This window comes from Citrobacter sp. wls716, from assembly GCF_005280975.1.
GTDB lineage: Bacteria > Pseudomonadota > Gammaproteobacteria > Enterobacterales > Enterobacteriaceae > Citrobacter > Citrobacter youngae.
Genome location: NZ_SZWX01000039.1, coordinates 1 through 24,333, shown reverse-complemented (window position 1 = coordinate 24,333; position 24,333 = coordinate 1). Strand labels below are relative to the sequence as shown.

Below are 24,333 nucleotides of genomic sequence, written 5' to 3'. Positions count from 1 at the left end.
CATTATGCGCTACTCGAAACTCTCTCTGCTGGTTCCCTGTGCACTCCTTCTCAGCGCCTGTACTACCGTGACGCCGGTTTATAAAGATAACGGCGCGCGTAGCGGTTCATGCGTAGAAGGTGGGCCAGACAGCGTGGCTCAACAATTCTATGATTACCGTATTCAGCATCGAAACAACGATCTTACCGCCCTGCGCCCATACCTCAGCGACAACCTGGCAAAACTGCTGAACGATGCCAGCCGTGATAACGCGCATCGCGCTCTGTTTAACAGCGATCCGTTTTCCAGTCGTGCCACATTACCAGATAGCGCCAGCGTCGCCAGCGCATCAACCATTCCGAATAGTGATGCACGCAATATTCCGCTGCGCGTCGAACTCAAACAAGGCGATCAGAGCTGGCGCGATGAAGTGCTAATGATCCGCGAAGGCCAGTGCTGGGTGATCGATGATGTGCGTTATCTGGGCGGCAGCGTACACGCGCCAGCCGGGACGCTGCGCCAGTCTGTCGAAAACCGCTAACCGCCCCATTCACCGTCAAAATCATAAACCCCTTAAATTGTCTGGCATTCTGCATAGAATGCCGACAATTATTCTTGCCCACTGGTAGCCCCGCAATTTTGTGCTATGTTTAGATAAGAATGCGGTTTGCATTTAACTTTTAACGCATAAATATTGCATAACTATTCTGTCAAAGGTAGTATCTGCGGCTTCAATAGCTATCAGACTGCCAGTATCGAGTGTCAATGAGTATTCAATTAAACGGCATTAACTGCTTCTACGGCGCACATCAGGCGCTGTTCGATATCACGCTGGATTGCCCTCAGGGTGAAACACTGGTGTTACTTGGCCCAAGTGGAGCCGGGAAAAGCTCGCTACTGCGCGTACTCAACCTGCTTGAGATGCCGCGCTCGGGCACGCTCTCTATTGCGGGTAACCGTTTCGACTTCACGAAAACCCCGTCAGATAAAGCCATTCGGGATCTGCGCCAAAACGTGGGCATGGTCTTTCAGCAATATAATCTTTGGCCGCATCTCACGGTGGTGCAGAACCTGATTGAAGCGCCCTGCCGCGTACTGGGTCTGACAAAAGAGCAGGCGATGGCGCGTGCCGAGAAACTGCTGGAACGTCTGCGCCTGAAGCCATACAGCGATCGCTATCCGCTGCATCTCTCCGGCGGCCAGCAACAGCGTGTGGCTATTGCCCGCGCGTTGATGATGGAACCACAGGTGCTGCTGTTTGATGAGCCTACCGCAGCGCTTGACCCGGAAATCACCGCCCAAATCGTCAGCATCATTCGTGAGCTGGCGGAAACCAATATTACTCAGGTGATCGTTACCCACGAAGTGGAAGTTGCTCGTAAAACGGCCAGTCGCGTGGTGTACATGGAAAACGGTCATATCGTCGAGTTTGGGGATGCGAGCTGCTTTGCCAACCCGCAAACCGAAGCGTTTAAAAACTATCTTTCTCACTAAGATTCGGGACAATACAATGAAAAAAGTTCTGATTGCCGCGCTAATCGCAGGTTTTAGCCTTTCCGCTACCGCAGCCCAAACCATTCGTTTCGCCACCGAAGCGTCTTATCCTCCATTTGAATCGATCGATGCTAACAACAAGATCGTAGGCTTTGACGTTGATCTGGCGAATGCGCTGTGTAAAGAGATTGACGCCACATGTACCTTCACCAATCAGGCCTTCGACAGCCTGATCCCGAGCCTGAAATTCCGTCGTTTTGACGCGGTGATGGCCGGTATGGACATCACGCCTGAACGTGAAAAACAGGTTCTGTTCACCACTCCTTATTACGACAACTCTGCGCTGTTTGTTGGCCAACAGGGTAAATACACCAGCATTGATCAGCTGAAAGGCAAAAAAGTCGGTGTTCAAAACGGTACTACGCACCAGAAATTCATCATGGATAAACATCCGGAAGTGACTACCGTGCCGTATGACAGCTATCAGAATGCCAAACTCGATCTGCAAAACGGTCGTATTGACGGCGTCTTTGGTGATACCGCAGTAGTAACGGAATGGCTGAAAGACAATCCGAAACTGGCCGCGGTTGGCGACAAAGTCACGGATAAAGATTACTTCGGTACCGGTCTGGGCATTGCTGTGCGCCAGGGTAATACCGAGCTGCAGCAGAAATTTAACGCTGCGCTGGAAAAAGTGAAGAAAGATGGGACTTACGAGACTATCTACAACAAATGGTTCCAGAAGTAATATTTGATGAATGAATTTTTTCCTTTAGCAAGCGCCGCCGGGATGACCGTCGGCCTTGCCGTTTGTGCGCTGATCATCGGCCTCGCGCTCGCCATGTTTTTTGCCGTCTGGGAGTCAGTAAAATGGCGCCCGGTGGCATGGGCGGGTTCGGCCCTGGTCACCATTCTGCGCGGGTTACCAGAAATTCTGGTGGTTCTGTTTATCTATTTCGGCTCCTCACAGTTGCTACTGACGCTGGCCGATGGCTTTACGATCAATCTCGGATTTGTACAAATTCCGGTGCAGATGCAGATCGAAAACTTCGACGTCAGCCCGTTCCTGTGCGGTGTGATTGCGCTGTCATTGCTGTATGCCGCTTACGCGTCGCAAACGCTGCGTGGCGCGCTGAAGGCCGTACCACTCGGGCAATGGGAGTCAGGTCAGGCATTAGGTTTATCTAAAACCGCGATTTTCTTTCGCCTGGTGATGCCGCAAATGTGGCGTCACGCGCTGCCGGGGCTCGGTAACCAGTGGCTGGTATTGCTGAAAGATACCGCGCTGGTCAGCCTTATCAGCGTGAACGATCTGATGCTGCAAACCAAGAGCATCGCTACCCGTACCCAGGAACCCTTTACCTGGTACATTGTGGCGGCCGCTATTTACCTGGTGATTACACTGGTGAGTCAGTACATTCTCAAACGCATTGACCTGCGCGCGACACGTTTTGAGCGGAGACCGGGCTGATGCTTGAGTATTTACCTGAATTGTTGAAAGGGCTACATACCAGCCTGACGCTGACGGTCGCCTCCATCGTAGTTGCTCTGGTGCTGGCGCTGATTTTCACTGTCATCCTGACGCTTAAGACGCCGATTGTGGTCTGGCTGGTTCGCGCCTATATCACGTTGTTTACCGGTACACCGCTGCTGGTGCAAATTTTCCTGATCTACTACGGACCAGGGCAGTTCCCTGCGCTGCAGGAATATCCGGTGCTCTGGCATTTGCTGTCAGAACCGTGGCTGTGCGCGTTAATCGCGCTGTCCTTAAACAGTGCGGCCTATACCACGCAACTGTTTTACGGTGCGATTCGAGCAATCCCGGAAGGCCAGTGGCAGTCCTGTGGTGCGCTGGGGATGAGCAAAAAGGATACGCTGGCAATTCTGTTGCCGTACGCCTTTAAACGCGCCCTCTCCTCGTATTCCAACGAAGTGGTGCTGGTATTTAAAAGTACCTCACTGGCTTACACCATCACCCTGATGGAAGTTATGGGTTATAGCCAGCTGCTGTACGGTCGTACTTATGACGTGATGGTATTCGGTGCTGCGGGTGTGATTTACCTGATCGTCAACGGCTTGCTGACGCTGATGATGCGCTTAATCGAACGTAAAGCGCTGGCGTTTGAACAGCGTAATTAAGCCGAATAACTGCATAAACTGAAAAACACAAGACGGGCAAGTGTCACAATTGCCCGTCTTTTTTTATGCCAATAAAAATATTTAATCATTTTTATTGCATACAAATTCATTAAATGGCATTGTTAATCCACGCCGCAGACACGGTAAATAATCATAAGATTGACAGACGGGAGTTCCACCATGAAAAAGTTAGTACTGGCCGCATTACTTGCTACTTTCGCCGCTGGCGCCTCAGCTGCAGATAAAATTAATTTCGGTGTATCAGCGACTTACCCGCCATTTGAGTCGCTGGACGCCAGCAATAAAATTGTCGGTTTTGACATCGATCTGGCGACGGCGCTGTGCAAACAAATGCAGGCTGACTGTACTTTCACCAATCACGCTTTTGACAGCCTGATCCCCGCGCTGAAATTCAAAAAATATGATGCGGTGATTTCCGGCATGGACATCACGCCTGAACGTAGCAAGCAGGTTTCCTTCACCCAGCCGTACTATGCCAACTCAGCGCTGGTAATTGCGAAGAAAGACACCTATAAAAGCTTTGATGATCTGAAAGGCAAACGTATTGGGATGGAAAACGGCACCACGCACCAGAAATACCTGCAGGACAAACATCCTGAAGTAAAAACCGTGGCCTACGACAGCTATCAGAATGCGATTATCGACCTGAAAAATGGCCGTATTGATGGCGTATTTGGCGACACTGCCGTCGTCAATGAGTGGCTGAAAACTAATCCACAGTTAGGTTCTGCAACGGCAAAAGTCACCGATCCGCAATACTTTGGTACGGGTCTTGGCATTGCTGTTCGCCCGGATAACAAAGCCCTGCTGGAAAAACTGAACAGTGCGCTGGCCGCCATCAAAGCGGACGGCACGTACCAGAAAATCAGTGACCAGTGGTTCCCACAGTAACCTCAGTTTTATTTAAAAAGCCGCGACCAGCGGCTTTTATATAGCTATTTTCCCATGCGGGATACAACGTGAACACCTGACCTCACCAACAATGTTAGCCACGCCATCAGTCCGTTGTGCTCATAGGGGTACAAAAAACAAAGCCCGGTTTCCCGGGCCTTGAAGACGCAAAACAGATCAGTTGTAAGCATTGAGCGTCCGCTGACACAGTGCCGAGCGAACGCAATCATCTTTGTTGAATCGAACGATCCCAATCATGTCATCTTCTTCGAAACGGGCCAGCGCATCGCTTAGCCCTGAACGAACATGAGCGGGGAGATCGCACTGGGTAATATCCCCATTCACAATCACCGTCACATTCTCTCCGAGGCGAGTCAAAAACATCTTCATTTGCGCAGCAGTCACATTCTGAGCCTCATCCAGAATAACAACAGCATTTTCAAATGTACGTCCCCGCATATACGCGAACGGCGCGATTTCTACCTTACCAATCTCAGGTCGCAGGCAATATTGCATAAAGGAGGCTCCCAGACGTTTTACCAGCACGTCATAAACCGGACGAAAATAGGGAGCGAACTTCTCGGAGACATCCCCAGGTAAGAAGCCGAGGTCTTCATCAGCTTGCAGAACTGGACGGGTTACAATGATCCTGTCCACATCTTTGTGGATCAGGGCTTCTGCTGCTTTCGCCGCGCTGATCCAGGTTTTACCACACCCGGCTTCACCGGTGGCGAAGATCAGCTGCTTGCTCTCGATAGCATTCAGGTAGTGCGCCTGAGCTTCATTTCGCGCCGTGATCGGTGTGGCGTCGCGGCTATCACGCGCCATACCAATCGTTTCTACGCCGCCCATCTGCACAAGCGAGGTGACCGATTCATCTTCGCGCTGTTTATGGCTACGCGAATCCCGCCTCAGCACACGTTTTGCTTCGCGACGAGCTTTGATCACTGCTTTTTGTCTTCCCATGGATAGCACCTTGAGTTGTAGGTATACATCACACGCGCCGTTGGCGGCACGATTATGCGCACGAACATCTGAGGGTTGGCTTCCTTGTAAGCCATTGCCTGCCTTCGGATAAGACGCCATACACGGCTACGCGCACCGTACAGGGTGTCAGTTACAAGGATAAGAAGTGAAAGGGAGAGAGATTTAACGGTGACGAGATGGCTACCGGAAGAGAAACGTCCGCGTAAGGGACTGCAATAACGTTGAAAAACATGTCCAGTACAGGACTTTTCCATTCGCGATCTCCATAGTGAACGACTATCACCGCCGGGAACTACCGCTATTACTTATAATTACATCATAACCCTTCGTTAATGCAACAATGCTTTTACTTATTGTTAACTTAATTTCATCTTATCGCCAGCAACAGTCTCTTGCAGAGAGATGACAGAATTATTTCAGTCGCCGCCGATCATGAAAAATAATTTTTTCATTCATCAGAGTGTCAGGAAATGCCCCGCCGCACTGCGGGGCACAATCATCATGCTTCGAGCAGGGCCTGTCCCAGATAATGGTCTGCAGTTTTGACGCCCGGCAAGGCAAAGAAGTATCCCCCACCAATAGGTTTGACATACTCCTCAAGCGCTTCACCGTTCAGGCGTTTTTGCACCGTCAAAAACCCTTTTTCCAGGTCGTGCTGATAGCAAACAAACAACAGTCCCATATCCAGTTGACCAGAATTGGTCACGCCGAGCGAATAGCTGTAGCCACGGCGCATCATCAAACTGGAGTCAGTCTCTTTGGTGCGCGGATTTGCCAGACGGATATGGCTGTCGAGTGCAATTACCTCGCCTTCGGGATCGTTGGCGTAATCCGGCACATCATGCTCGTGCTGCATACCCAGCGGTGCGCCGGTATGTTTATCGCGGCCGAAAATCGTTTGCTGCTCTTTAAGCGGCGTACGGTCCCAGAATTCCACGCGGAACTGGATGAGCCTGACGGCCTGATAGCTACCATCTTGTGCCCATGCCGGTTCCCCCTGCTCCGCAGTGACCCACACCACGTTTTGCATCAGCGTTGCATTGGCTGCGTCGGGATTCGCGGTTCCATCCTTAAATCCCAGCAAATTGACAGGTGTCTCTTTACCTTTACTGCGTGCGGCGTGGTCGGAAATAAACCCTTCCCGCTTCCAGCGCACGCTGAGCAGATCAGGCGTGTGCTTAATGATATCGCGCAGCGCATGGATAACGGTGTCCTGCGTGTTGGCGCAAATCTGCAACAGCAAATCGCCATGACATAACGCTGCATCCAGTGAGTCATTCGGAAAACGCGTCATTTTTTGCAGTTTTTTCGGCATCTGTGCTTTCAGACCAAAGCGATCATCAAACAGTGAAGAGCCAACCGACAGCGTCATCGTCAGATTATCCGGCGCTATGTATGCCCCAAGAATACCGGAATCCATTGGCGGTAAACGTGGATTCGGCGTTTCTGGCGCCGGCCCACCGGTGGTTAGAAACGCAAACCGGCTGGTTAGTAAACGAAACAGACGCTCAAGATCAGCCTTATCACTGGCGAGCACATCAAACGCCACCAGCATCATTGAGGCTTGCTGCGGCGTCAGGATCCCGGCCTGGTGCTGGCCATAAAACGGTTGTTGTTCACTGCGTGCATCAGGTGACAGTGTTCCCGGCGCGCTTTGCGTTTTTTGCGCGTGAGCGACCGGGCATCCACCCGCCAGCGCCAGCGCCCCACCCAGGGCGCCCATCCCTTTCAGTAAACGTCGGCGTGACGGTTCGCTCACGCCGTTTTCATTATCTTGCTGCATAGTGCTTAATCCAGACCCAGAACACCGCGTAATTGCGACAAGTCTTCCGCCAGCGTCGTGATTGGCCCTTTCAGCGCATTGCGATCGGCATCGGTCAGTTTGTCATAGGTATCAAAACCGTCTTTGGTACGGTACTTGCTCAGAATGGTATCGACTTTTTTGAAGTTCGCATCCACCTTCGCCAGCAGTTCAGCATTGGATTTTTGTAATTGAGGACGCAGGAGATCGACAATTTTCTGCGCACCATCGACGTTGGCCTGGAAATCCCACAGATCGGTATGGCTGTAGCGATCTTCTTCCCCACTGATTTTGCTGGCAGCAACTTCTTCAATCAGCCCTGCTGCTCCGCCAACCACTTTAGACGGTGGGAAAGCCAGCTCGCTAATACGCGTTTGCAGGTCAAGAACATCACTGTTTAATTGGTCGGCGTACTTGTCCATACCTTTAGTGGTATTGTCGCCAAACAGCGCTTTCTCCAGGCGGTGGAAGCCGGTGAATTTCGGATCGGCGGCTTTTTGCTCATAATCATCTTCACGCGCATCAATGCTGCCGTCGAGATCGGAGAACAATTCGGCAATTGGCTCAATACGCTCATAATGCTGACGGGTTGGCGCATACAGCGATTTCGCTTTTTCCAGATCACCTGCTTTAATGGCATCCGTGAAGGCTTTCGTGCCTGTCACCAGTTGCGCGGTTTCTGCCGTTACATAGGCTTTGTATTCAGTAATCGCGCCGCTCAGACTCAGCAGAGCGTCGCTGTGCGCGGCATCTGCCGTTGCAGTCCCCTTCACGATCAGCTTGCCTTTCGGGTTGGTCAGCAGACCGCAGGTCATATCATATTCACCCGGCTGCAGGTTAGCCGTCATTTTCTGGCTAAAACCGGGCGCAATGTTTTCGCGCTCTTCAACCACCATAACGCCTTTAAGAATTTCCCACTCCAGCGCTTTCTGGCTGTGGTTCTGGATGATGAACTGCGTTTTCCCGGCGTTAACCGTGATCGTCATCGGTTCACACTGTTTGTCGTTAACCGTGACTTTCACCTGCGGAATATCGGCGGCTTGTGCAGAAAAAGCGGATGCAAACAGCGCGGCAATACCCAACTGCAGCGCACTACGGCGAAAATTAAACGTCATAACCTATCCCTATAAATAAGTATGTTGTAACTAAAAAGTATTCTGCATCGCGTTTTTATCAAGGTGCGGTACGCGATGCCGTAGTGCCTGAACGCGGCGGTAGTGCAAACATAATCAACGCCGGAATCAGGTAGATAAACCAGACAGCAACTTCACTAACGCTTGGCGCTTCCTGATAACCGAAGATCCCTTCCATCAATGTGCCAAACAGCGAATGCGTTGACAGAACGCTGCTCATATCAAACGCCACGTCCTGGAAATGATTCCATAACCCGGCTTCGTGGAATGCACGAATGGCCCCCGCAGCAAGACCTGCGGCAACCAACAAAATGAACAGGCTGGTCCATTTAAAGAAAGCCCCGAGATTGAGGCGAATCCCGCCGAGATAAATCAGATAACCCAGTACCACCGCGGTAGCCAGTCCCAGTATCGCACCTAGCGGTGGCCAAATACCCACATCCTGCTGAAATGCCGCCAGCAGGAAGAAGACAGACTCCAGCCCTTCACGGGCAACGGCAAAAAAGACCATCATCACCAGCGCCCAGCCATGATGATTGCCTTTCTGTAACGCGTTATCGACAGCCTGTTCCAGTTGTACTTTGACATTGCGCGATACTTTACGCATCCAGAAGACCATCCAGGTCAGAATCACCACGGCAATGAGCGCCACGATACCTTCAAACAGCTCCTGTTCTTTTTGCGGAAATTCACCGGTGGTTTCGTTGATGAAAATGCCTAACGCCAGGCACAACGCCGCCGCCAGCAACACACCAATCCACATCACGCCAATCCAGCGGCCACGCTGAGTCCGTTTCAGGTAGCTGGCAATCAGGCTGACAATCAGCGCGGCCTCTAACCCTTCGCGCAACATAATTAGAAATGGAACAAACATGCGAAGTACCCTTTAACGTTATTCTCAGTCAACTGATGCAAAGAAAAGTAAATTACAGTGATAGTGATTATCATTACAGCAAAGAAAAACTCAAGCAGAATGTTTTGAGAATGATGACTGAATGTAAAAGGTTAGGTAGGTAACGGTTATGACGGTTTTACGACCGGGTCAATAAAAAAGCCCGCACACGGCGGGCTTGAGGACAGAGGCTGATTATTCTTCCTGCAAACGCGACGGCGGTGCTGAATGATAATGCGCATCAGCCTCGGCAAAACGTTTCTGCATTGCTGCTGATGGCGCTTTCCCCCACAGACTGAAGACCACAATCCCGATGCTGCCGAACACGAAGCCCGGGATGATTTCATACAGGCCCAACCAGGCAAACTGCTTCCAGACGATAACCGTCACTGCACCAATGACCATCCCTGCCAGTGCGCCGTTACGGGTCATACGCGACCACATTACGGAGAACAGAACAACCGGACCAAAGGCAGCACCAAAGCCAGCCCAGGCGTAGCTCACCAGGCCGAGCACACGGTTCTCTGGGTTTGCCGCCAGCGCGATGGACACCAGCGCCACGACCAGCACCATGATACGCCCAATCCATACCAGCTCTTTCTGGCTGGCATTTTTACGCAGGAACGCTTTGTACAAATCTTCGGTAATCGCACTGGAGCATACCAGCAGCTGGCAGCTCAGCGTCGACATCACCGCTGCAAGGATCGCAGACAACAGAATACCGGCAATCCATGGATTGAACAGGATCTGCGCCAGTTCAATAAACACACGCTCAGCATTCTGGTTCACGGCACCCGCCAACGACGGGTTGTTATTGAAGTAAGCAATGCCGAAGAACCCAACGGCAACCGCGCCAGCCAGACACAGAATCATCCAGGTCATACTAATGCGACGTGCGTGGACAATGCTATGGTGAGAATCTGCCGCCATAAAGCGCGCCAGAATATGCGGCTGACCGAAATAGCCCAGTCCCCATCCCATCAGGGAAATGATGGCAACAAAGTTAAGCCCTTTGAACATATCCACGTTCTCAATGCTCTTTTGTTTAATCACTTCCAGCGAATCATCAAACCCACCCACGCCAATAATAACCATCACCGGCGTCAGGATCAGGGCGAAGATCATCAGGCTGGCCTGGACGGTATCGGTCCAGCTTACTGCCAGGAAACCACCGATAAAGGTGTAAATGATCGTCGCGGCCGCGCCCGCCCACAGCGCGGTTTCGTAGCTCATACCAAAGGTGCTTTCGAATAAACGCGCCCCTGCCACAATACCTGAAGCACAATAGATGGTGAAAAACAGCAGGATAACCAGTGCTGAGATAATTCGCAGGATACGACTTTTATCTTCAAAACGGCCGGTAAAATAATCCGGCAACGTCAGCGCGTTGTTATTGTATTCGGTGTGTACGCGTAAACGCCCGGCCACCAGTTTCCAGTTGATCCATGCCCCTAATACCAGACCGATAGCGATCCAACTTTCTGAAATCCCCGACAGGAAAATCGCGCCAGGCAGCCCCATCAGCAGCCAGCCGCTCATGTCAGATGCCCCGGCGGACAACGCCGTTACGAACGGACCCAGACTGCGTCCACCCAGAATATAATCGTCAAAGTTTTTGGTCGAACGCCAAGCAATAAACCCTATCAATATCATGCCGAAAATATAGACACAGAATGTCACTAACATCGGTGTGCTAATAGCCATCAAAACTCTCCAAAATTATGTATCAGCAATGCCGTGGCTTGCCGTTTTATTACCCTGCCGGAACGTGGCAAAGATATCTATGTTGACCAGGGCGACCGTATCCTGCCGGAAGCGATGGTTATTCACAATCGATTTAACACACCATTTACATCAAATTTGATCCAGAGTAGATAGCATTTTTCTGTAGGTTGCACTTTCTCACATTTTTTTCGGTTGCACCTTTTAAAAGTGTTAACTACCGCAGAGAAAAAGATTTTGTAATTTTTACAGCCCACATCATAAAACTCACATTTATTAACATTTCATTCATTTCCAAGCTTGCAAACCAAGTCACATTTAACACGGTTGCACAAAGTTGCAACATAGTGGATATTTCTCGGTAACTATCAGACCCGTATTTCAGTACAACAGGAGTAAACGGCATGGGAACCACCACGATGGGGGTTAAGCTGGATGACGCCACTCGCGAGCGTATTAAAACAGCAGCATCACGAATCGATCGCACGCCACATTGGCTGATCAAACAAGCCATCTTTAATTATCTCGAAAGACTGGAAAATGACGACGCGCTTCCTGAACTACCGGCCCTGCTGGCGGGTGCCGCGAATGAGGGTGAGGAGCCAACCACGCCGCAGAATGAAGCGCACCAGCCTTTCCTTGAATTTGCCGAGCAGATCCTGCCGCAGTCAGTTTCCCGCGCAGCAATCACCGCCGCGTACCGCCGCGCCGAAACCGACGCAGTGCCGATGCTGATGGAGCAGGCTCGTCTGCCGCAACCCATCGCTGAGCAAGCGCACAAGCTGGCGTACGATCTGGCCGACAAACTGCGTAACCAGAAAACCGCCAGCGGCCGCGCCGGGATGGTACAAGGTTTATTGCAGGAGTTCTCCCTTTCTTCACAGGAAGGCGTCGCGCTGATGTGTCTGGCCGAAGCCCTGTTACGTATTCCTGATAAGGCAACCCGCGATGCGTTAATCCGCGACAAAATCAGCAACGGCAACTGGCAATCGCACATTGGACGCAGCCCGTCACTTTTCGTCAACGCGGCGACCTGGGGGCTGTTATTTACCGGTCGTCTGGTTTCTACGCATAATGAAGCCAGCCTTTCACGCTCACTCAACCGTATTATCGGCAAGAGCGGTGAACCACTGGTGCGTAAAGGCGTCGACATGGCGATGCGTTTGATGGGGGAGCAGTTTGTCACCGGAGAGACTATCGCCGAAGCGCTGGCTAACGCGCGTAAGCTGGAAGAAAAAGGTTTCCGCTACTCTTATGACATGCTGGGTGAAGCGGCTCTAACCGCCGCTGATGCCCAGGCTTATATGGTGTCGTACCAACAGGCAATCCACGCCATTGGTAAAGCCTCAAATGGTCGCGGCATCTATGAAGGGCCGGGCATTTCTATCAAGCTGTCGGCGTTGCATCCGCGTTATAGCCGCGCGCAGTATGACCGCGTGATGGATGAGCTTTATCCGCGCCTGAAGTCGCTGACCCTGCTGGCACGCCAGTATGACATCGGTATCAATATCGATGCTGAAGAGGCAGACCGACTGGAAATCTCCCTCGATCTGCTGGAAAAACTGTGCTTTGAACCTGAGCTGGCGGGCTGGAACGGTATCGGCTTTGTTATTCAAGCCTACCAGAAGCGCTGCCCGTATGTTATCGACTACCTGATTGACCTCGCCACGCGCAGCCGCCGTCGCCTGATGATCCGCCTGGTTAAGGGCGCCTACTGGGATAGCGAAATCAAACGCGCACAGATGGACGGTCTGGAAGGCTATCCGGTTTACACCCGTAAGGTGTACACCGACGTTTCCTATCTGGCCTGTGCGAAAAAACTGCTTGCTGTACCGAATCTGATCTACCCACAGTTTGCCACCCACAACGCGCATACGCTGGCGGCCATTTATCAGTTAGCGGGTCAAAACTACTATCCAGGTCAGTATGAGTTCCAGTGTCTGCACGGTATGGGCGAACCGCTGTATGAGCAGGTCACCGGCAAAGTCGCTGATGGCAAACTGAACCGTCCATGCCGCATTTATGCACCGGTCGGCACGCACGAAACGCTGCTGGCGTACCTGGTGCGTCGTCTGCTGGAAAACGGCGCCAACACCTCATTCGTCAACCGTATTGCAGACACCACCCTGCCGCTGGACGAACTGGTTGCCGATCCAGTCGAAGCCGTTGAAAAACTGGCACAGCAGGAAGGTCAGGCCGGGCTGCCGCATCCGAAGATTGCCCTGCCACGTGACCTGTACGGTAAAGGCCGGGAAAACTCAGGCGGACTGGATTTAGCTAACGAACATCGTCTGGCCTCGCTGTCCTCTGCCCTGCTCAACAGCGCGCTGCAAAAATGGCACGCTAAGCCAATACTCGAACAACCGGTCGCTGACGGTGAAATGACGCCCGTCGTCAACCCGGCCGAACCGAAAGACATTGTCGGTTACGTGCGTGAAGCGACTCACAGCGAAGTGGAACAGGCATTACAGAACGCGGTAAATAACGCGCCGATCTGGTTCGCCACACCGCCACAAGAGCGCGCCGCTATTTTGCATCGCGCCGCCGTGCTGATGGAAGGTCAGATGCAGCAGTTGATTGGCATCCTGGTGCGAGAAGCGGGTAAAACCTTCAGCAACGCCATTGCGGAAGTACGCGAAGCGGTCGACTTCCTGCACTATTATGCCGGCCAGGTGCGCGATGACTTCGATAATGAAACCCATCGTCCGTTAGGCCCGGTGGTCTGTATCAGCCCATGGAACTTCCCGCTGGCTATTTTCACCGGACAGATTGCTGCCGCACTGGCGGCGGGCAATAGCGTGCTGGCGAAACCTGCGGAGCAAACCCCACTGATTGCCGCCCAGGGCATCGCAATCTTGCTTGAAGCGGGAGTCCCGCCGGGCGTGGTGCAACTGTTGCCTGGTCAGGGTGAAACGGTCGGGGCGCAGCTCACTTCCGATGAGCGCGTACGCGGCGTGATGTTTACCGGCTCCACGGAAGTCGCCACGCTGTTACAACGCAATATCGCGACCCGCCTGGATGCTCAGGGACGTCCAATCCCGCTTATCGCCGAAACCGGCGGGATGAACGCCATGATCGTCGACTCCTCCGCGCTGACGGAACAGGTGGTGGTCGACGTCCTGGCCTCTGCCTTTGACAGCGCCGGGCAGCGCTGCTCCGCGCTTCGCGTCCTGTGTCTGCAGGACGATGTAGCCGACCATACGCTGAAAATGCTGCGCGGCGCGATGGCGGAATGCCGCATGGGTAACCCGGGCCGCCTGACCACCGATATTGGACCGGTTATCGATGAAGAAGCCAAAGCCAATATTGAGCGCCATATTCAGGCCATGCGCGCCAAAGGGCGTCCGGTGTTCCAGGCCGTGCGCGAAAATAGCGACGATGCGCGGGAATGGCAAACCGGTACCTTTATCGCCCCGACGCTTATTGAGCTGGAAAGCTTCGATGAATTACAAAAAGAGGTGTTTGGTCCGGTACTGCACGTCGTGCGTTACACCCGTAATAATCTGGGCAGCCTGATTGAACAAATTAATGCCTCCGGCTACGGTCTGACGCTGGGCGTGCACACCCGCATCGATGAAACCATCGCCCAGGTCACGGGATCGGCACATGTGGGTAACCTGTACGTTAACCGCAATATGGTCGGTGCCGTTGTCGGCGTACAGCCATTCGGTGGCGAAGGCTTGTCAGGCACCGGACCCAAAGCGGGTGGACCGCTGTATCTGTACCGCCTGCTGGCTAACCGTCCGGAAAATGCGTTAGGCATTACGCTTACGCGTCAGGATGCAGACTACCCTGTCGATGCACAGCTTAAATCAGCGCTGATTCAACCGCTGGAAGCGCTCACCGCATGGGCAATCGATCGCCCGTCGCTGCATGCGCTCTGTCAGCAGTTTGGCGAACTGGCACAGGCCGGAACGCAACGCCTGCTGCCAGGACCAACCGGCGAGCGCAATACCTGGACGCTGTTGCCGCGCGAACGCGTGCTGTGTATCGCCGATGATGAGCAGGATGCACTGGTACAGGTTGCCGCGGTGGCTTCCGTAGGTAGCTTAATCTTGTGGCCTGATGATGCATTCCATCGCGACCTGGCAAAACGTCTGCCAACTGCGGTTTCCGGGCGTATTCAGTTTGCCAAATCGGACAACATCACCTCGCAGCCGTTTGATGCCGTTATCTTCCACGGCGATTCCGACCAGCTACGCGCATTGTGCGAAGCTGTGGCAGCCCGCGAAGGGGCGATTGTTTCGGTACAAGGATTTGCCCGTGGCGAAAGCAATATTCTGCTGGAGAGGCTGTACATTGAACGTTCCCTGAGCGTCAATACCGCCGCTGCCGGGGGGAACGCCAGCCTGATGACAATCGGCTAAGGTTGTGGTTAATTAAGGCTCCGGCAACGGAGCCTTTTTTATGAAGCCAGAGGGAAGCATGAAACGAATTGTACTGACCTGTGCCGCACTGCTGCTAAGCAGTCACGCACTGGCGGATGACTGCGCCAACGCAAACAACCAAATTGAAATGAATACCTGCGCCGCTGAGCAGTATAAGACGGCCGACGCAAAGCTAAATGATACTTATCAGAATGCACTGAAGCGCGCCGCCCCCACCCAACGTGATTTACTGAAAAAAGCACAGGTCGCATGGATTACCCTGCGCGATGCAGACTGCGCATTGATCAGTTCAGGCACAGAAGGCGGCAGCATACAGTCGATGATCACCAGCCAGTGTTTAACGGACAAAACCAACGAGCGCGAAGCGTTTCTCGCCTCGCTCTTACAGTGCGAAGAGGGTGACTTAAGCTGCCCGTTACCGCCGGCAGGTTAACGCACGCGGATCCCTTCAATAATCATCCGCTGTACGCTCTCAACGGTTTGGTTAAAAAAGGCTTCATCACGCAGCGTTGCGCCCGTCACTGCCTCTACCTGTGGGGCAAAATCGGCGTAATGCTGGGTTGAAGCCCAAATCATAAAAATCAGATGATGCGGATCGACCGGCGCCAGCTTCCCGCTTTTAATCCACCCAGCAATCAGCGCAGATTTCTCATCAATCAGCGTTTTGAGATCGCCAGTTAACTCAGCCATCAACAACGGCGCGCCTGCCAGCATTTCCATACAAAATAGTCGCGATGCCTGGGGATAATCGCGGGACACTTCCAGTTTGAGTCGGATGTACTCTTTAATCGCCGACAGTGGCGCAAAGTCCTCGCGAAAGGCCTTCAGCGGTGCCAGCCAGATATCGAGGATCTGGCGTAATACGGCAATATAGAGCACTTCTTTAGAAGGGTAGTAATAAAGCAGATTCGTTTTAGACACCCCCGCCAGTTCCGCAATCTGCTCCAGACGCGTGCCATGAATGCCATACTGGGAAAAGACATTTAATGCCGCGGTTAAGATAGCCTGGCGTTTTGCACTCACGGCCTGCGAGCGTTTACCTGTTTTTTTCTCTGCGCCTTGAGCCATGCACCCTCTCCTTGTTCTGAGGGCGCCAGCATAACAAATCGCACACTGAAACGTTAAATTAAAGCGACTCGGGCGGAGCCTCCTGCTGGACGGCTTTCTTCTTTTTGAACTTGAGTTCGCTGACCAGTACGCCAATGATAATGAATGCCGCCCCCAACAGAGCAAGCAGCGGCAGGCGTTCCCCTGCGAGTCGACCAAAAATCCCCGCCCATACAGGCTCACCGGTATAGATTACCGTTGCGCGTGTCGGCGAAACGCTGCGCTGCGCCCAGTTCATGGTGACCTGAATAATCGCGCTGAAAATCCCCAGCCCCAGCGCCACCACCAGCAATCCGGTAGACATTGGCGGTACGGTCTCTCCGGCTGGGGCCATTGCAATAAACGCCACGATTGAAGCAGTTGCCAGTTGTACCACCGTTACCCGCCGCACATCCACTTTTCCCGCCCACGCGCTAATCAGGATAATTTCCGCCGCAATCGCCACCGCGCCGGCGAGCGTGATCCACTCGCCTTCGCCTAAAGCCAGCAAATTGCCTCCTGGCCCGGCGAGAAAAATCAACCCGATAAAAGCCAGCACAATGCCGACACACGGCATCAGTCCGGGCATACGTCCCAGACACAGCCATTGTAAAAGCGGTACCAGTGGCACGTACATCGCAGTAATAAACGCCGATTTACTGCTGGGAATAAACTGTAGTCCCCAGGTTTGCAGACTATAGCCCAGCGCAATGGCGATACCGATTGCCACGCCTGCTTTGAATTCCAGCCACGTTAGCTTATGCAATGTGCGTAACGACAAAAGCGCGACCGCCAGCGCGGCGGTGGCAAAACGCACGCCGACAAAGAAAAAGGGACCGCTCAGCGTGACAGCATATTGCACAGCCAAAAACGTTCCGCCCCAGAACATGGTGATCACAATGAGGATCGCCTCCTGGGGTTTAACAGAGAAGGAATAACGAGAAAGTAATGACATGAGACACCCGATTATCTGAATGTCATTAGTCTGCGTTGCGTTTTGTTACAGTTCAACCTTGCAGACAAAAAAAACCGCCGGAACGACCCGGCGGCGGGGGCGACGTAACGTCTGTCTCTGAACACTCAGCCGTCACGATATCTCTAACAGACAGCCCGACAATTACGATTTGTTATTGCCGTGACTATTCTTGCCCCCTTTTTTTCCTGCTTCTGAAGCGCGTTGCGGGTCATTCTTGAAGTTGCCCCCGCTGTGCTGGCCACCTTTTCGACCTGCTTCTGATGCTCTTTCGCGGTCTTCCGCAAAGTTGCCGGAACCGCCCCGATGGTTTGCCATTACTGACCTCCGTCATTGATTAGCCATCATATTGCATAGGTACTGAGGAGTGATACCTCACGCAGCGCAAGGGCCGTGCCCTGATTTTTACTGCGTGGGATTAAGCATAGTGAAGAGTAACCGGATAACCGGCGAACTGTAATATTCTGCAACAGGAATGGCCGCCAGATGTTAATAATCGCGGCATGAAATCAATAAGTCTTTCTTATGGCTACCAAATTCCGCTCGGTTAAAAATGTATCATTTTGCAACAAAAACAGTTGTTATAAAAATTGTTATAAATCAAAGAAGTGATTGTGAAATTTGCACTCCTGGCCGTACGTCATATCTTTAAAGGGAGGTAGCGAATCGCTACGGACACAGTTAACTCGAGGAGTAGTGTAAAATGGCAAAAGTTCTGGTGCTTTATTATTCCATGTACGGACACATTGAAACTATGGCCCATGCAGTCGCAGAAGGCGCAAATAAGGTAGATGGCGCGGAAGTGATTATTAAGCGCGTACCAGAGACCATGCAGCCTGAGATTTTCCTCAAGGCTGGCGGCAAAACCCAAAACGCACCAGTCGCCACCCCGCAAGAACTGGCTGATTACGACGCCATTATTTTTGGTACCCCGACACGCTTTGGCAATATGTCCGGCCAGATGCGCACCTTCCTCGACCAGACTGGCGGACTGTGGGCTTCTGGCGGCCTTTACGGCAAACTCGCCAGCGTATTTAGCTCAACAGGCACTGGCGGCGGTCAGGAACAAACCATTACATCAACCTGGACAACACTTGCCCACCATGGGATGGTGATTGTACCCATCGGTTATGCGGCGCAAGAACTGTTTGATGTCTCACAAGTTCGTGGAGGCACACCTTACGGCGCAACGACCATCGCCGGAGGCGACGGCTCTCGTCAGCCAAGTCAGGAAGAGTTATCTATCGCCCGCTATCAGGGTGAATATGTCGCGGGTCTGGCAGTAAAACTCAACGGCTAATCTTCAACAGGAGGATTCGAATGCCAACTCAAGAAGCGAAAGCTCATCACGTTGGTGAATGGGCAAGTCTGCGCAATACATCGCCGGAAATAGCCGAAGCCATTTTTGAAGTCGCGAATTATGACGAAAAACTGGCGGAAAAAATTTGGGAAGAAGGTAGCGACGAGGTACTCATCAAAGCCTTTGAAAAAACAGACAAAGATTCGCTCTTTTGGGGTGAACAGACTATCGAACGTAAAAACGTCTAGCGCTCAGACTCCCCCGCGAACACGGGGGAGTTTTTCTTTTACTTCGCCGCCTCATTCAGCACGCTGTCGAACTTATCTATCGGGCAAAAACCATCCGCATCTATCGGACATTCTTTCAGCTCAAGCGTTACGCGCTGCGCCGGGGATTTCAGCGTCAGAACGTCTGCATTACGCAACTGCTGCGAGCTCTGATACACATACTCGATTTTCATCAGATCACGATTTGCGTTGCTGTCATGCCAGCGCTGGAAGACAATCTTCCCGCCAATCGGCGTACGCTCGTTCTGATCGTGAAGCTGGTAGGGTTTGAAATCCAGCGCGGTGAGCAGCGATGCGATGTTTGAGTCATGTCCCACCAGCACAGTTATTTTCGGTGCTTTCGCGCGTTCAGTAACCAGCGCATTATCAATATATTTCACCAGCGGTTTGGCGACGTTCTGCGCCACTTCCGGGGAGGTGAACAGACTGTCCTGATAGCCGTTTTTCAGCTTCGACAGCACCTTCCATTGTTGATCGGATTTAATCTCGCCCCAGGCAACCTTGTCCATCGGGAAGCCTTCGTAATATTGCAAGGTGAAGGCATCAACCAGCGAATTCCCCACCTTCAGCGGCCCCGACACACCTGGCTCCTGCTGATACTTAGCACTGAATGTGTCTTTGGCATCGGTCAGAGAACACTGCTGTTTTTCTTTGCAGGACGGCGAGCCTTTGTAGTTTGTCATTTGCTCAAGCAGTTGGTAACTGTCGTCGAGCTGCATTTTGCTACGCTCTTTCTCCATCGCCTGAACGGCCTGCTGACTAAATGCCGCAGAATCATCGGTGATCACCGGGTTAAAGGTGGGATCCATGGTGCCCATTTTTTCCTGATGATGGACCGGAACATCGCAACCAGGGAAAGCACCGGTGACAAAGAACTGCGCCGTAGCAACAGTGCGCTGCAGGCTGTTAGCATAGGTATAAACCGTATCCGGCGCCGGACATTCGCCCGATTTCACCATCCCCTGCTCTGCCAGCCACTCTCGCATATAGTGACCCATATAGATTTCCAGCACGCCGCCTTTGGTGGTGAGTTGTCCGCCGGGGACATCCCATTCTGGCCATTGTTTGGGGGTGGACTGCTCAAGAACGCTGCCGTTATTGGCTAAAGGTGCGCGTAAGTTATGCCGACTCATCATCAATACTTGTTGAAGCTGATAGCCTTCCGGCGCGGTCTGCGCCTGCGCGGCGGTGGACAGTAATACAGCCCCTGCCACAGCGGCGGCGATTAACGATTTATTCATCCCTACGACCTCTTGTTGTTATCAATCACCACAGAGTGTGACAGATATATGACATTTTTCCGGGAACGCTTTCGCAAAAATGGGGCATCTACCGTGTCGTTTGGATGCCAAACTCCGTCTGAAGTTTGCGCACACCAAGTGGGGTAAAGGTAACGTGGCGGCTGCCTGTCTGCGTTTTTATCCATTGCTTTTCAATCAACCAGCGCAGCAGCGATGCGCCAAGCACGCCGCCGGGATGATAACGTCGTTCGCTCCAGTCCAGACAACCACAGGTTAATTTCCGCCGGGATGAGCCAGCAGTGAGGACAATCCCCATCAGCGCCAGCTTTTCCTGTCCAAGTAACGTCAGCGTTTCGCCATCCGGCGTTAACCACTGGCGGGAAACCAGCGTATCGAACAGCCTTACCGCCACCTCTCCAGCCAGATGATCGTAGCAAGTTCGGGCATGCCGCAAGCTTAGCGGCGTAGTAATTTTTCGTGGTACGGATGTGCTCCACGCCACGCCCATCAGGCGCTCCAGCAGTTCGGCGATATCGGGACTCGCAAGGCGAAAATAACGATGCCTGCCCTGCGCAAGCGCCACAACAAAGCGTTGTTCGCACAGACGCGCCAGATGCGCGCTGGCGGTCGACGCAGACACATCCGCCACAGCGCTAAGTTCGGTTGCAGTCCAGGCGCGCCCATCCATCAGGGCGCACAGCATACGCGAGCGCGACTTATCGGCCATTGCCGCCGCAGTAAGCGCCATTCTCGACTCCAGATCGTCCTCTTCTTCATTTAACACCACTGATGCCATAACGCCCCCTTTGACCCTAAATAGCTGAATGAACGATGCCATGAGAGCGCCCTAAAGTCACTGCACAGGTCACGCCGCTCGCAGCATCATCTCTACGCCAAGCCCGATCAGACAAAACAGAAAACAGCGTTTAAACACGAGCGGAGAAATAACTCTTCGCACACGGGTTCCTATCCACTGGCCAATAAGTGCAGGAACAATGGCCAAAGCCGACAAACTTAGGGATTGTACGGGCAGCGCGTTGTGCCACCACAGACCCAGTGCCAATGCCAGGGTCGAGAACGTAAAAGAGATCCCAAGCGCCTGTACCAGTTCATCTTTCTCAAACCCCAATGACTGGATCCAGGGTACGGCGGGCATGACAAATACCCCCGTTCCCCCCGTCAATAAACCGGTCACGAATCCAATGACAAGGGAAAAGGGTTTTTCACGCTGCGGATCCACGGTAATTTTCTTTCCCGCCAGCGTCCAGATAGCATAAGCAACCAGTGCCATACCCAGCGCAAACTGGGTCCGGGTTGTGTCGCCCCCGGTGATCCAGACACTGGCAAGCAAAGTGGCAATCACCACCGCCAGCAGCATAGGCCACAATCGTTGCAGCAATCGGCCAGTGTTACCACCACCGCCAAACTGAAACAGATTGCTAATTAGAGAGGGTAACAGCAACATCGCCGCCGCCGCGACCGGAGAAATAAGCGATCCGAGGATCCCCATCGCCACCGTGGGCAAACCCATACCGGTGACACCTTTCACCATCCCGGCGAGGACAAACGTGACGGTAATCATCATCACCAGGGAGGGTTCAAATGCGTATACATTGGCCATTCTTTATTTTCCTACAAAAAAAGATAAGCCAGGTTAAACGCAACTATGAATACTTGCTTCGTCGGGTGACGAAATATGCCATCCAATTATTCGCAGATAATCACTTCGCTGCGGATATTACGTGCACAATATAAGGTTCCGTCTGTCAGATACAATTGCTGAAAGCACGTGTTATCTGGGATGTTGTGTAAAAGGGAACGCTCAGTATCAATGAACTCTCGTTGTATCCGATAATGAACCGCATCATCAGTTTCAAAGGAAACATATTCCCGTTTGGTATATGGTTTACTTTTTAATTTCACATATACAATGTATTGCACCGTACTGAATGTCAGTCCAGTTTTTGCAGCAATCTCTTTCAGATTTAGTGGTTCAGAAGACGTATAGAGAGTTTGTACCTGCTCAATACGTTTTTGATTGTAGGCGGATACCCGCAGGCTGAGTTTCAGTCGATACGCCATATTGCGCACAACCGTAATATTAGTGCGAAGCATCCCCGCAATCTGCTCCGTCGTGAGAACGCCTGCGTTTTCACGCAGGACGGCCAGACTCTCTTTATTCCACCTGAATGCCATATAGTGTTTCTCTTTGTATCGCGTTCATCGGGCGGCCAGTCGCGCAAACGTTGCATCTAACTCAGGCGGTTTCCGCATCCCCTGGTGTAATTCCAGTACACGACCGTCCCTGTCAATTAACACAGAGGTTGGCGTACCGATGACCTGATAGCGCTCCTGGGAAATCTTAAGCTGATCGCGGAGTACCGGGTAAGAAACCTGATGTTTCGCCAGTAAGTTATCTATGTTAACCGTCGCCGGATCGGTATTCACGGCCACGACCACAACGTTATCGCCCCACTTTTTACTTAGCGCTTCCAGCGCGTCCATTTCGGCAAGACAGCCACCGCATCCCGCCGACCAAAAGTTTAGATAAACAGCCTTTCCACGCCAGCGTTCAAGCCCTGCTTCTCCCCCCTGCAGGTCGAATGTTGCCAGCGCCGGGGCTTGCTGCCCAACCACCAACTTCTCTTCTTTACACCCACTAATCAGAACCAAAATGGCGAAAGTTAATACGTTAATCCAGCGCATGTTGATTCGCCTCCTCACCCTGATATTTGCCATGCTGCAAACGGATAATACGATCGGCAAATAACCCCAGCGCCGGATTATGTGTCACCATCACAATCGTACGCCCCTGCCGATGCAGGTCAGTGAGTAGATCCAACACCCGCTGTTCATTCTCTTCATCAAGGTTACCCGTAGGTTCATCGGCAAAAATCACCGGCGGCTCATTGACCAGCGCCCGGGCAATGCACACCCGTTGCTGCTCTCCCCCAGAAAGTTGACTCGGCAGGTGTGTTACTCGATGCCCAAGACCGACTTGTTCCAGAACCTTTCTGGCCGCCGCTTCATCTACCACGCTATGGTAGTGTTGCGCCAGCATGATATTCTCCAGCGCGGTTAAAAACGGGATCAGATGAAACTGCTGGAATACCAACCCTATTTTCTCAGCACGAAAACGGCGACGCCCCTCTTCATCCAGTGCGGCAGCATCAATCCCATCTAAAAACACCTGACCTTCTGTCGCGGTGTCCAGGCAGGTCAGAATATTCATCAGTGTCGTTTTACCCGAACCAGAAGCGCCCATAATCGCGACAAACTCCCCCTGCACTATTTGCAGGTTAATGTCATCTAAGGCGGTAACATCGCCGAACCGTTTATATAAATGGCGGGTTTCAATCGCCATTGACGGGGTCTGCACAACGGACATTGCGTTACTCTCCTTTCAACACTTTTGCGGGTTCGACGCTAACCGCGCGACGGACCGGAACAATCGCCGCCAGAATGGCGACCAGTAAAGATAATGTCAGGGTGATGGGCAGCACTGGCCAGCGTAGCGCTATTGCGGCATTGAATACGGTCAGTCCCAGTAGTTGGGCCAACATGTACCCTAAGATCCACCCACAAACCACTGCAGCCAGCGCGATAATGCAGGTTTCAAGGAGAATTTGCCGGACAATATCACCGTTGCTGGCCCCCAACGCTTTTTGCAGCGCAAATTCCCTGGCCCGCTCACCCACAATGGCCATCAACGTGGTATTCACGCACAAAGATGACAGCGCAAGGATCACAACCGATACCAGCCCCATTAACCCTTTTATTTTATCCAGTACCTGTCCTTCTGATGCGGAGACTTTCCGTATAGGACGGTTCTCCAGATCCGGGTATTGAGCCTGCAATCGGCTGGCATAGTTTTCCACCTGACCGACATCGTTACTGACACTCAGCAGCCCATGGCTGATTTTATCGGGCTGATGCAACCACGCCTGCGCCACATCAAGACTCACAATTTGTAGTGGCACAGTAAATTTGGCCACCTGA

General features: G+C 52.5%; 25 protein-coding genes. 10 read left to right on the top strand and 15 right to left on the bottom strand.

The genetic code is table 11. The features are described from left to right. Nucleotides 1–4 precede the first annotated feature (4 nt). The 6 genes from FDX24_RS15005 (at nucleotide 5) to artJ (ending at nucleotide 4,524) form a co-directional block, all read left to right on the top strand. The gene (locus FDX24_RS15005; RefSeq protein ID WP_115602268.1) at nucleotides 5–520 is read left to right on the top strand and encodes a lipoprotein; all 516 of its coding nucleotides are present in this window, start codon (nucleotides 5–7) and stop codon (nucleotides 518–520) included. A 224-nt stretch (nucleotides 521–744) separates the two neighbouring features. Further along, nucleotides 745–1,473 (top strand): arginine ABC transporter ATP-binding protein ArtP, encoded by a 729-nt coding sequence (gene artP / locus FDX24_RS15000; RefSeq protein ID WP_003027295.1) that lies wholly within the window; start codon nucleotides 745–747, stop codon nucleotides 1,471–1,473. Between the two features lie 16 nt (nucleotides 1,474–1,489). After that, the gene (gene artI, locus FDX24_RS14995; protein WP_003027298.1) at nucleotides 1,490–2,221 is read left to right on the top strand and encodes an arginine ABC transporter substrate-binding protein ArtI; all 732 of its coding nucleotides are present in this window, start codon (nucleotides 1,490–1,492) and stop codon (nucleotides 2,219–2,221) included. 6 nt (nucleotides 2,222–2,227) lie between these two features. Further along, a complete protein-coding gene (artQ, locus tag FDX24_RS14990) occupies nucleotides 2,228–2,944 on the top strand; it encodes an arginine ABC transporter permease ArtQ (protein WP_040231854.1) in 717 nt (238 codons plus the stop codon). Next, entirely contained in the window at nucleotides 2,944–3,612 is a 669-nt protein-coding gene (gene artM / locus FDX24_RS14985; RefSeq protein ID WP_048212073.1) for an arginine ABC transporter permease ArtM, read from the top strand. Before artQ ends, artM begins: the two co-directional genes overlap by 1 nt. A 180-nt stretch (nucleotides 3,613–3,792) precedes the next feature. Further along, on the top strand, nucleotides 3,793–4,524 hold the full coding sequence (artJ, locus tag FDX24_RS14980) for an arginine ABC transporter substrate-binding protein ArtJ (protein ID WP_137364546.1): 732 nt from the start codon (nucleotides 3,793–3,795) through the stop codon (nucleotides 4,522–4,524). A 177-nt stretch (nucleotides 4,525–4,701) separates the two neighbouring features. Here artJ and phoH read toward each other — a convergent pair whose 3' ends face one another. The 5 genes from phoH to putP form a co-directional block, all read right to left on the bottom strand. Beyond that, nucleotides 4,702–5,490 carry a phosphate starvation-inducible protein PhoH gene (gene phoH, locus FDX24_RS14975; protein WP_170973076.1) on the bottom strand — a complete coding sequence of 263 codons (789 nt, stop codon included), beginning with the start codon at nucleotides 5,488–5,490 and terminating at the stop codon, nucleotides 4,702–4,704. 520 nt (nucleotides 5,491–6,010) lie between these two features. Next, nucleotides 6,011–7,294: an iron uptake transporter deferrochelatase/peroxidase subunit gene (gene efeB / locus FDX24_RS14970; protein ID WP_137364544.1), complete on the bottom strand. Its 1,284-nt coding sequence runs from the start codon at nucleotides 7,292–7,294 to the stop codon at nucleotides 6,011–6,013. 5 nt (nucleotides 7,295–7,299) lie between these two features. Then, nucleotides 7,300–8,427, bottom strand: coding sequence for an iron uptake system protein EfeO (gene efeO, locus FDX24_RS14965; protein WP_137364543.1), 1,128 nt, complete (start codon nucleotides 8,425–8,427; stop codon nucleotides 7,300–7,302). A gap of 58 nt (nucleotides 8,428–8,485) precedes the next feature. After that, nucleotides 8,486–9,319 carry an iron uptake transporter permease EfeU gene (efeU, locus tag FDX24_RS14960; protein ID WP_137364542.1) on the bottom strand — a complete coding sequence of 278 codons (834 nt, stop codon included), beginning with the start codon at nucleotides 9,317–9,319 and terminating at the stop codon, nucleotides 8,486–8,488. 213 nt (nucleotides 9,320–9,532) lie between these two features. Further along, nucleotides 9,533–11,041: a sodium/proline symporter PutP gene (gene putP / locus FDX24_RS14955; RefSeq protein WP_048212078.1), complete on the bottom strand. Its 1,509-nt coding sequence runs from the start codon at nucleotides 11,039–11,041 to the stop codon at nucleotides 9,533–9,535. Between the two features lie 422 nt (nucleotides 11,042–11,463). On the opposite strand from putP, the gene putA reads away from it, so the two are divergent. Both putA and FDX24_RS14945 read left to right on the top strand, forming a co-directional pair. After that, nucleotides 11,464–15,426, top strand: a complete 3,963-nt coding sequence (gene putA, locus FDX24_RS14950; protein WP_137364541.1) for a trifunctional transcriptional regulator/proline dehydrogenase/L-glutamate gamma-semialdehyde dehydrogenase — start codon at nucleotides 11,464–11,466, stop codon at nucleotides 15,424–15,426. 58 nt (nucleotides 15,427–15,484) lie between these two features. Further along, entirely contained in the window at nucleotides 15,485–15,880 is a 396-nt protein-coding gene (locus tag FDX24_RS14945) for a lysozyme inhibitor LprI family protein (protein ID WP_005122117.1), read from the top strand. On the opposite strand, the gene rutR is transcribed toward FDX24_RS14945, so the two are convergent. The 3 genes from rutR to FDX24_RS14930 all read right to left on the bottom strand — a co-directional run bounded on the left by rutR (nucleotide 15,877) and on the right by FDX24_RS14930 (nucleotide 17,824). Further along, the gene (gene rutR / locus FDX24_RS14940) at nucleotides 15,877–16,515 is read right to left on the bottom strand and encodes an HTH-type transcriptional regulator RutR (protein ID WP_101741504.1); all 639 of its coding nucleotides are present in this window, start codon (nucleotides 16,513–16,515) and stop codon (nucleotides 15,877–15,879) included. The two genes, FDX24_RS14945 and rutR, sit on opposite strands and share 4 nt — an antisense overlap. Nucleotides 16,516–16,573: 58 nt before the next feature. Then, complete coding sequence (locus FDX24_RS14935; RefSeq protein WP_137364540.1) at nucleotides 16,574–17,488, bottom strand: DMT family transporter; 915 nt, start codon at nucleotides 17,486–17,488, stop codon at nucleotides 16,574–16,576. Between the two features lie 162 nt (nucleotides 17,489–17,650). After that, on the bottom strand, nucleotides 17,651–17,824 hold the full coding sequence (locus FDX24_RS14930) for a general stress protein (protein ID WP_003036022.1): 174 nt from the start codon (nucleotides 17,822–17,824) through the stop codon (nucleotides 17,651–17,653). A 385-nt stretch (nucleotides 17,825–18,209) separates the two neighbouring features. Between FDX24_RS14930 and wrbA the strand changes: the two genes are divergently transcribed. Both wrbA and FDX24_RS14920 read left to right on the top strand, forming a co-directional pair. Continuing rightward, nucleotides 18,210–18,806 carry an NAD(P)H:quinone oxidoreductase gene (gene wrbA, locus FDX24_RS14925; RefSeq protein WP_003832057.1) on the top strand — a complete coding sequence of 199 codons (597 nt, stop codon included), beginning with the start codon at nucleotides 18,210–18,212 and terminating at the stop codon, nucleotides 18,804–18,806. Nucleotides 18,807–18,826: 20 nt separating this feature from the next. Continuing rightward, the gene (locus FDX24_RS14920) at nucleotides 18,827–19,054 is read left to right on the top strand and encodes a YccJ family protein (protein ID WP_061067654.1); all 228 of its coding nucleotides are present in this window, start codon (nucleotides 18,827–18,829) and stop codon (nucleotides 19,052–19,054) included. 38 nt (nucleotides 19,055–19,092) lie between these two features. On the opposite strand, the gene agp is transcribed toward FDX24_RS14920, so the two are convergent. From agp to FDX24_RS14885, 7 genes are all read right to left on the bottom strand, one after another. Next, nucleotides 19,093–20,334 carry a bifunctional glucose-1-phosphatase/inositol phosphatase gene (agp, locus tag FDX24_RS14915; RefSeq protein ID WP_137364539.1) on the bottom strand — a complete coding sequence of 414 codons (1,242 nt, stop codon included), beginning with the start codon at nucleotides 20,332–20,334 and terminating at the stop codon, nucleotides 19,093–19,095. Nucleotides 20,335–20,422: 88 nt separating this feature from the next. Further along, nucleotides 20,423–21,130 carry a helix-turn-helix transcriptional regulator gene (locus FDX24_RS14910; protein ID WP_048212084.1) on the bottom strand — a complete coding sequence of 236 codons (708 nt, stop codon included), beginning with the start codon at nucleotides 21,128–21,130 and terminating at the stop codon, nucleotides 20,423–20,425. Nucleotides 21,131–21,199: 69 nt separating this feature from the next. After that, the gene (locus tag FDX24_RS14905; protein WP_101741507.1) at nucleotides 21,200–21,955 is read right to left on the bottom strand and encodes a sulfite exporter TauE/SafE family protein; all 756 of its coding nucleotides are present in this window, start codon (nucleotides 21,953–21,955) and stop codon (nucleotides 21,200–21,202) included. Between the two features lie 86 nt (nucleotides 21,956–22,041). Further along, a complete protein-coding gene (locus tag FDX24_RS14900; protein ID WP_137364538.1) occupies nucleotides 22,042–22,530 on the bottom strand; it encodes a hypothetical protein in 489 nt (162 codons plus the stop codon). A gap of 24 nt (nucleotides 22,531–22,554) precedes the next feature. Continuing rightward, nucleotides 22,555–23,040, bottom strand: a complete 486-nt coding sequence (locus tag FDX24_RS14895; RefSeq protein ID WP_137364537.1) for a TlpA disulfide reductase family protein — start codon at nucleotides 23,038–23,040, stop codon at nucleotides 22,555–22,557. Then, nucleotides 23,027–23,722, bottom strand: a complete 696-nt coding sequence (locus FDX24_RS14890) for an ABC transporter ATP-binding protein (protein WP_048212087.1) — start codon at nucleotides 23,720–23,722, stop codon at nucleotides 23,027–23,029. Before FDX24_RS14890 ends, FDX24_RS14895 begins: the two co-directional genes overlap by 14 nt. A gap of 4 nt (nucleotides 23,723–23,726) precedes the next feature. Further along, nucleotides 23,727–24,333: ABC transporter permease (locus tag FDX24_RS14885; protein ID WP_137364536.1), on the bottom strand; the 607-nt coding region annotated here is incomplete at its 5' end.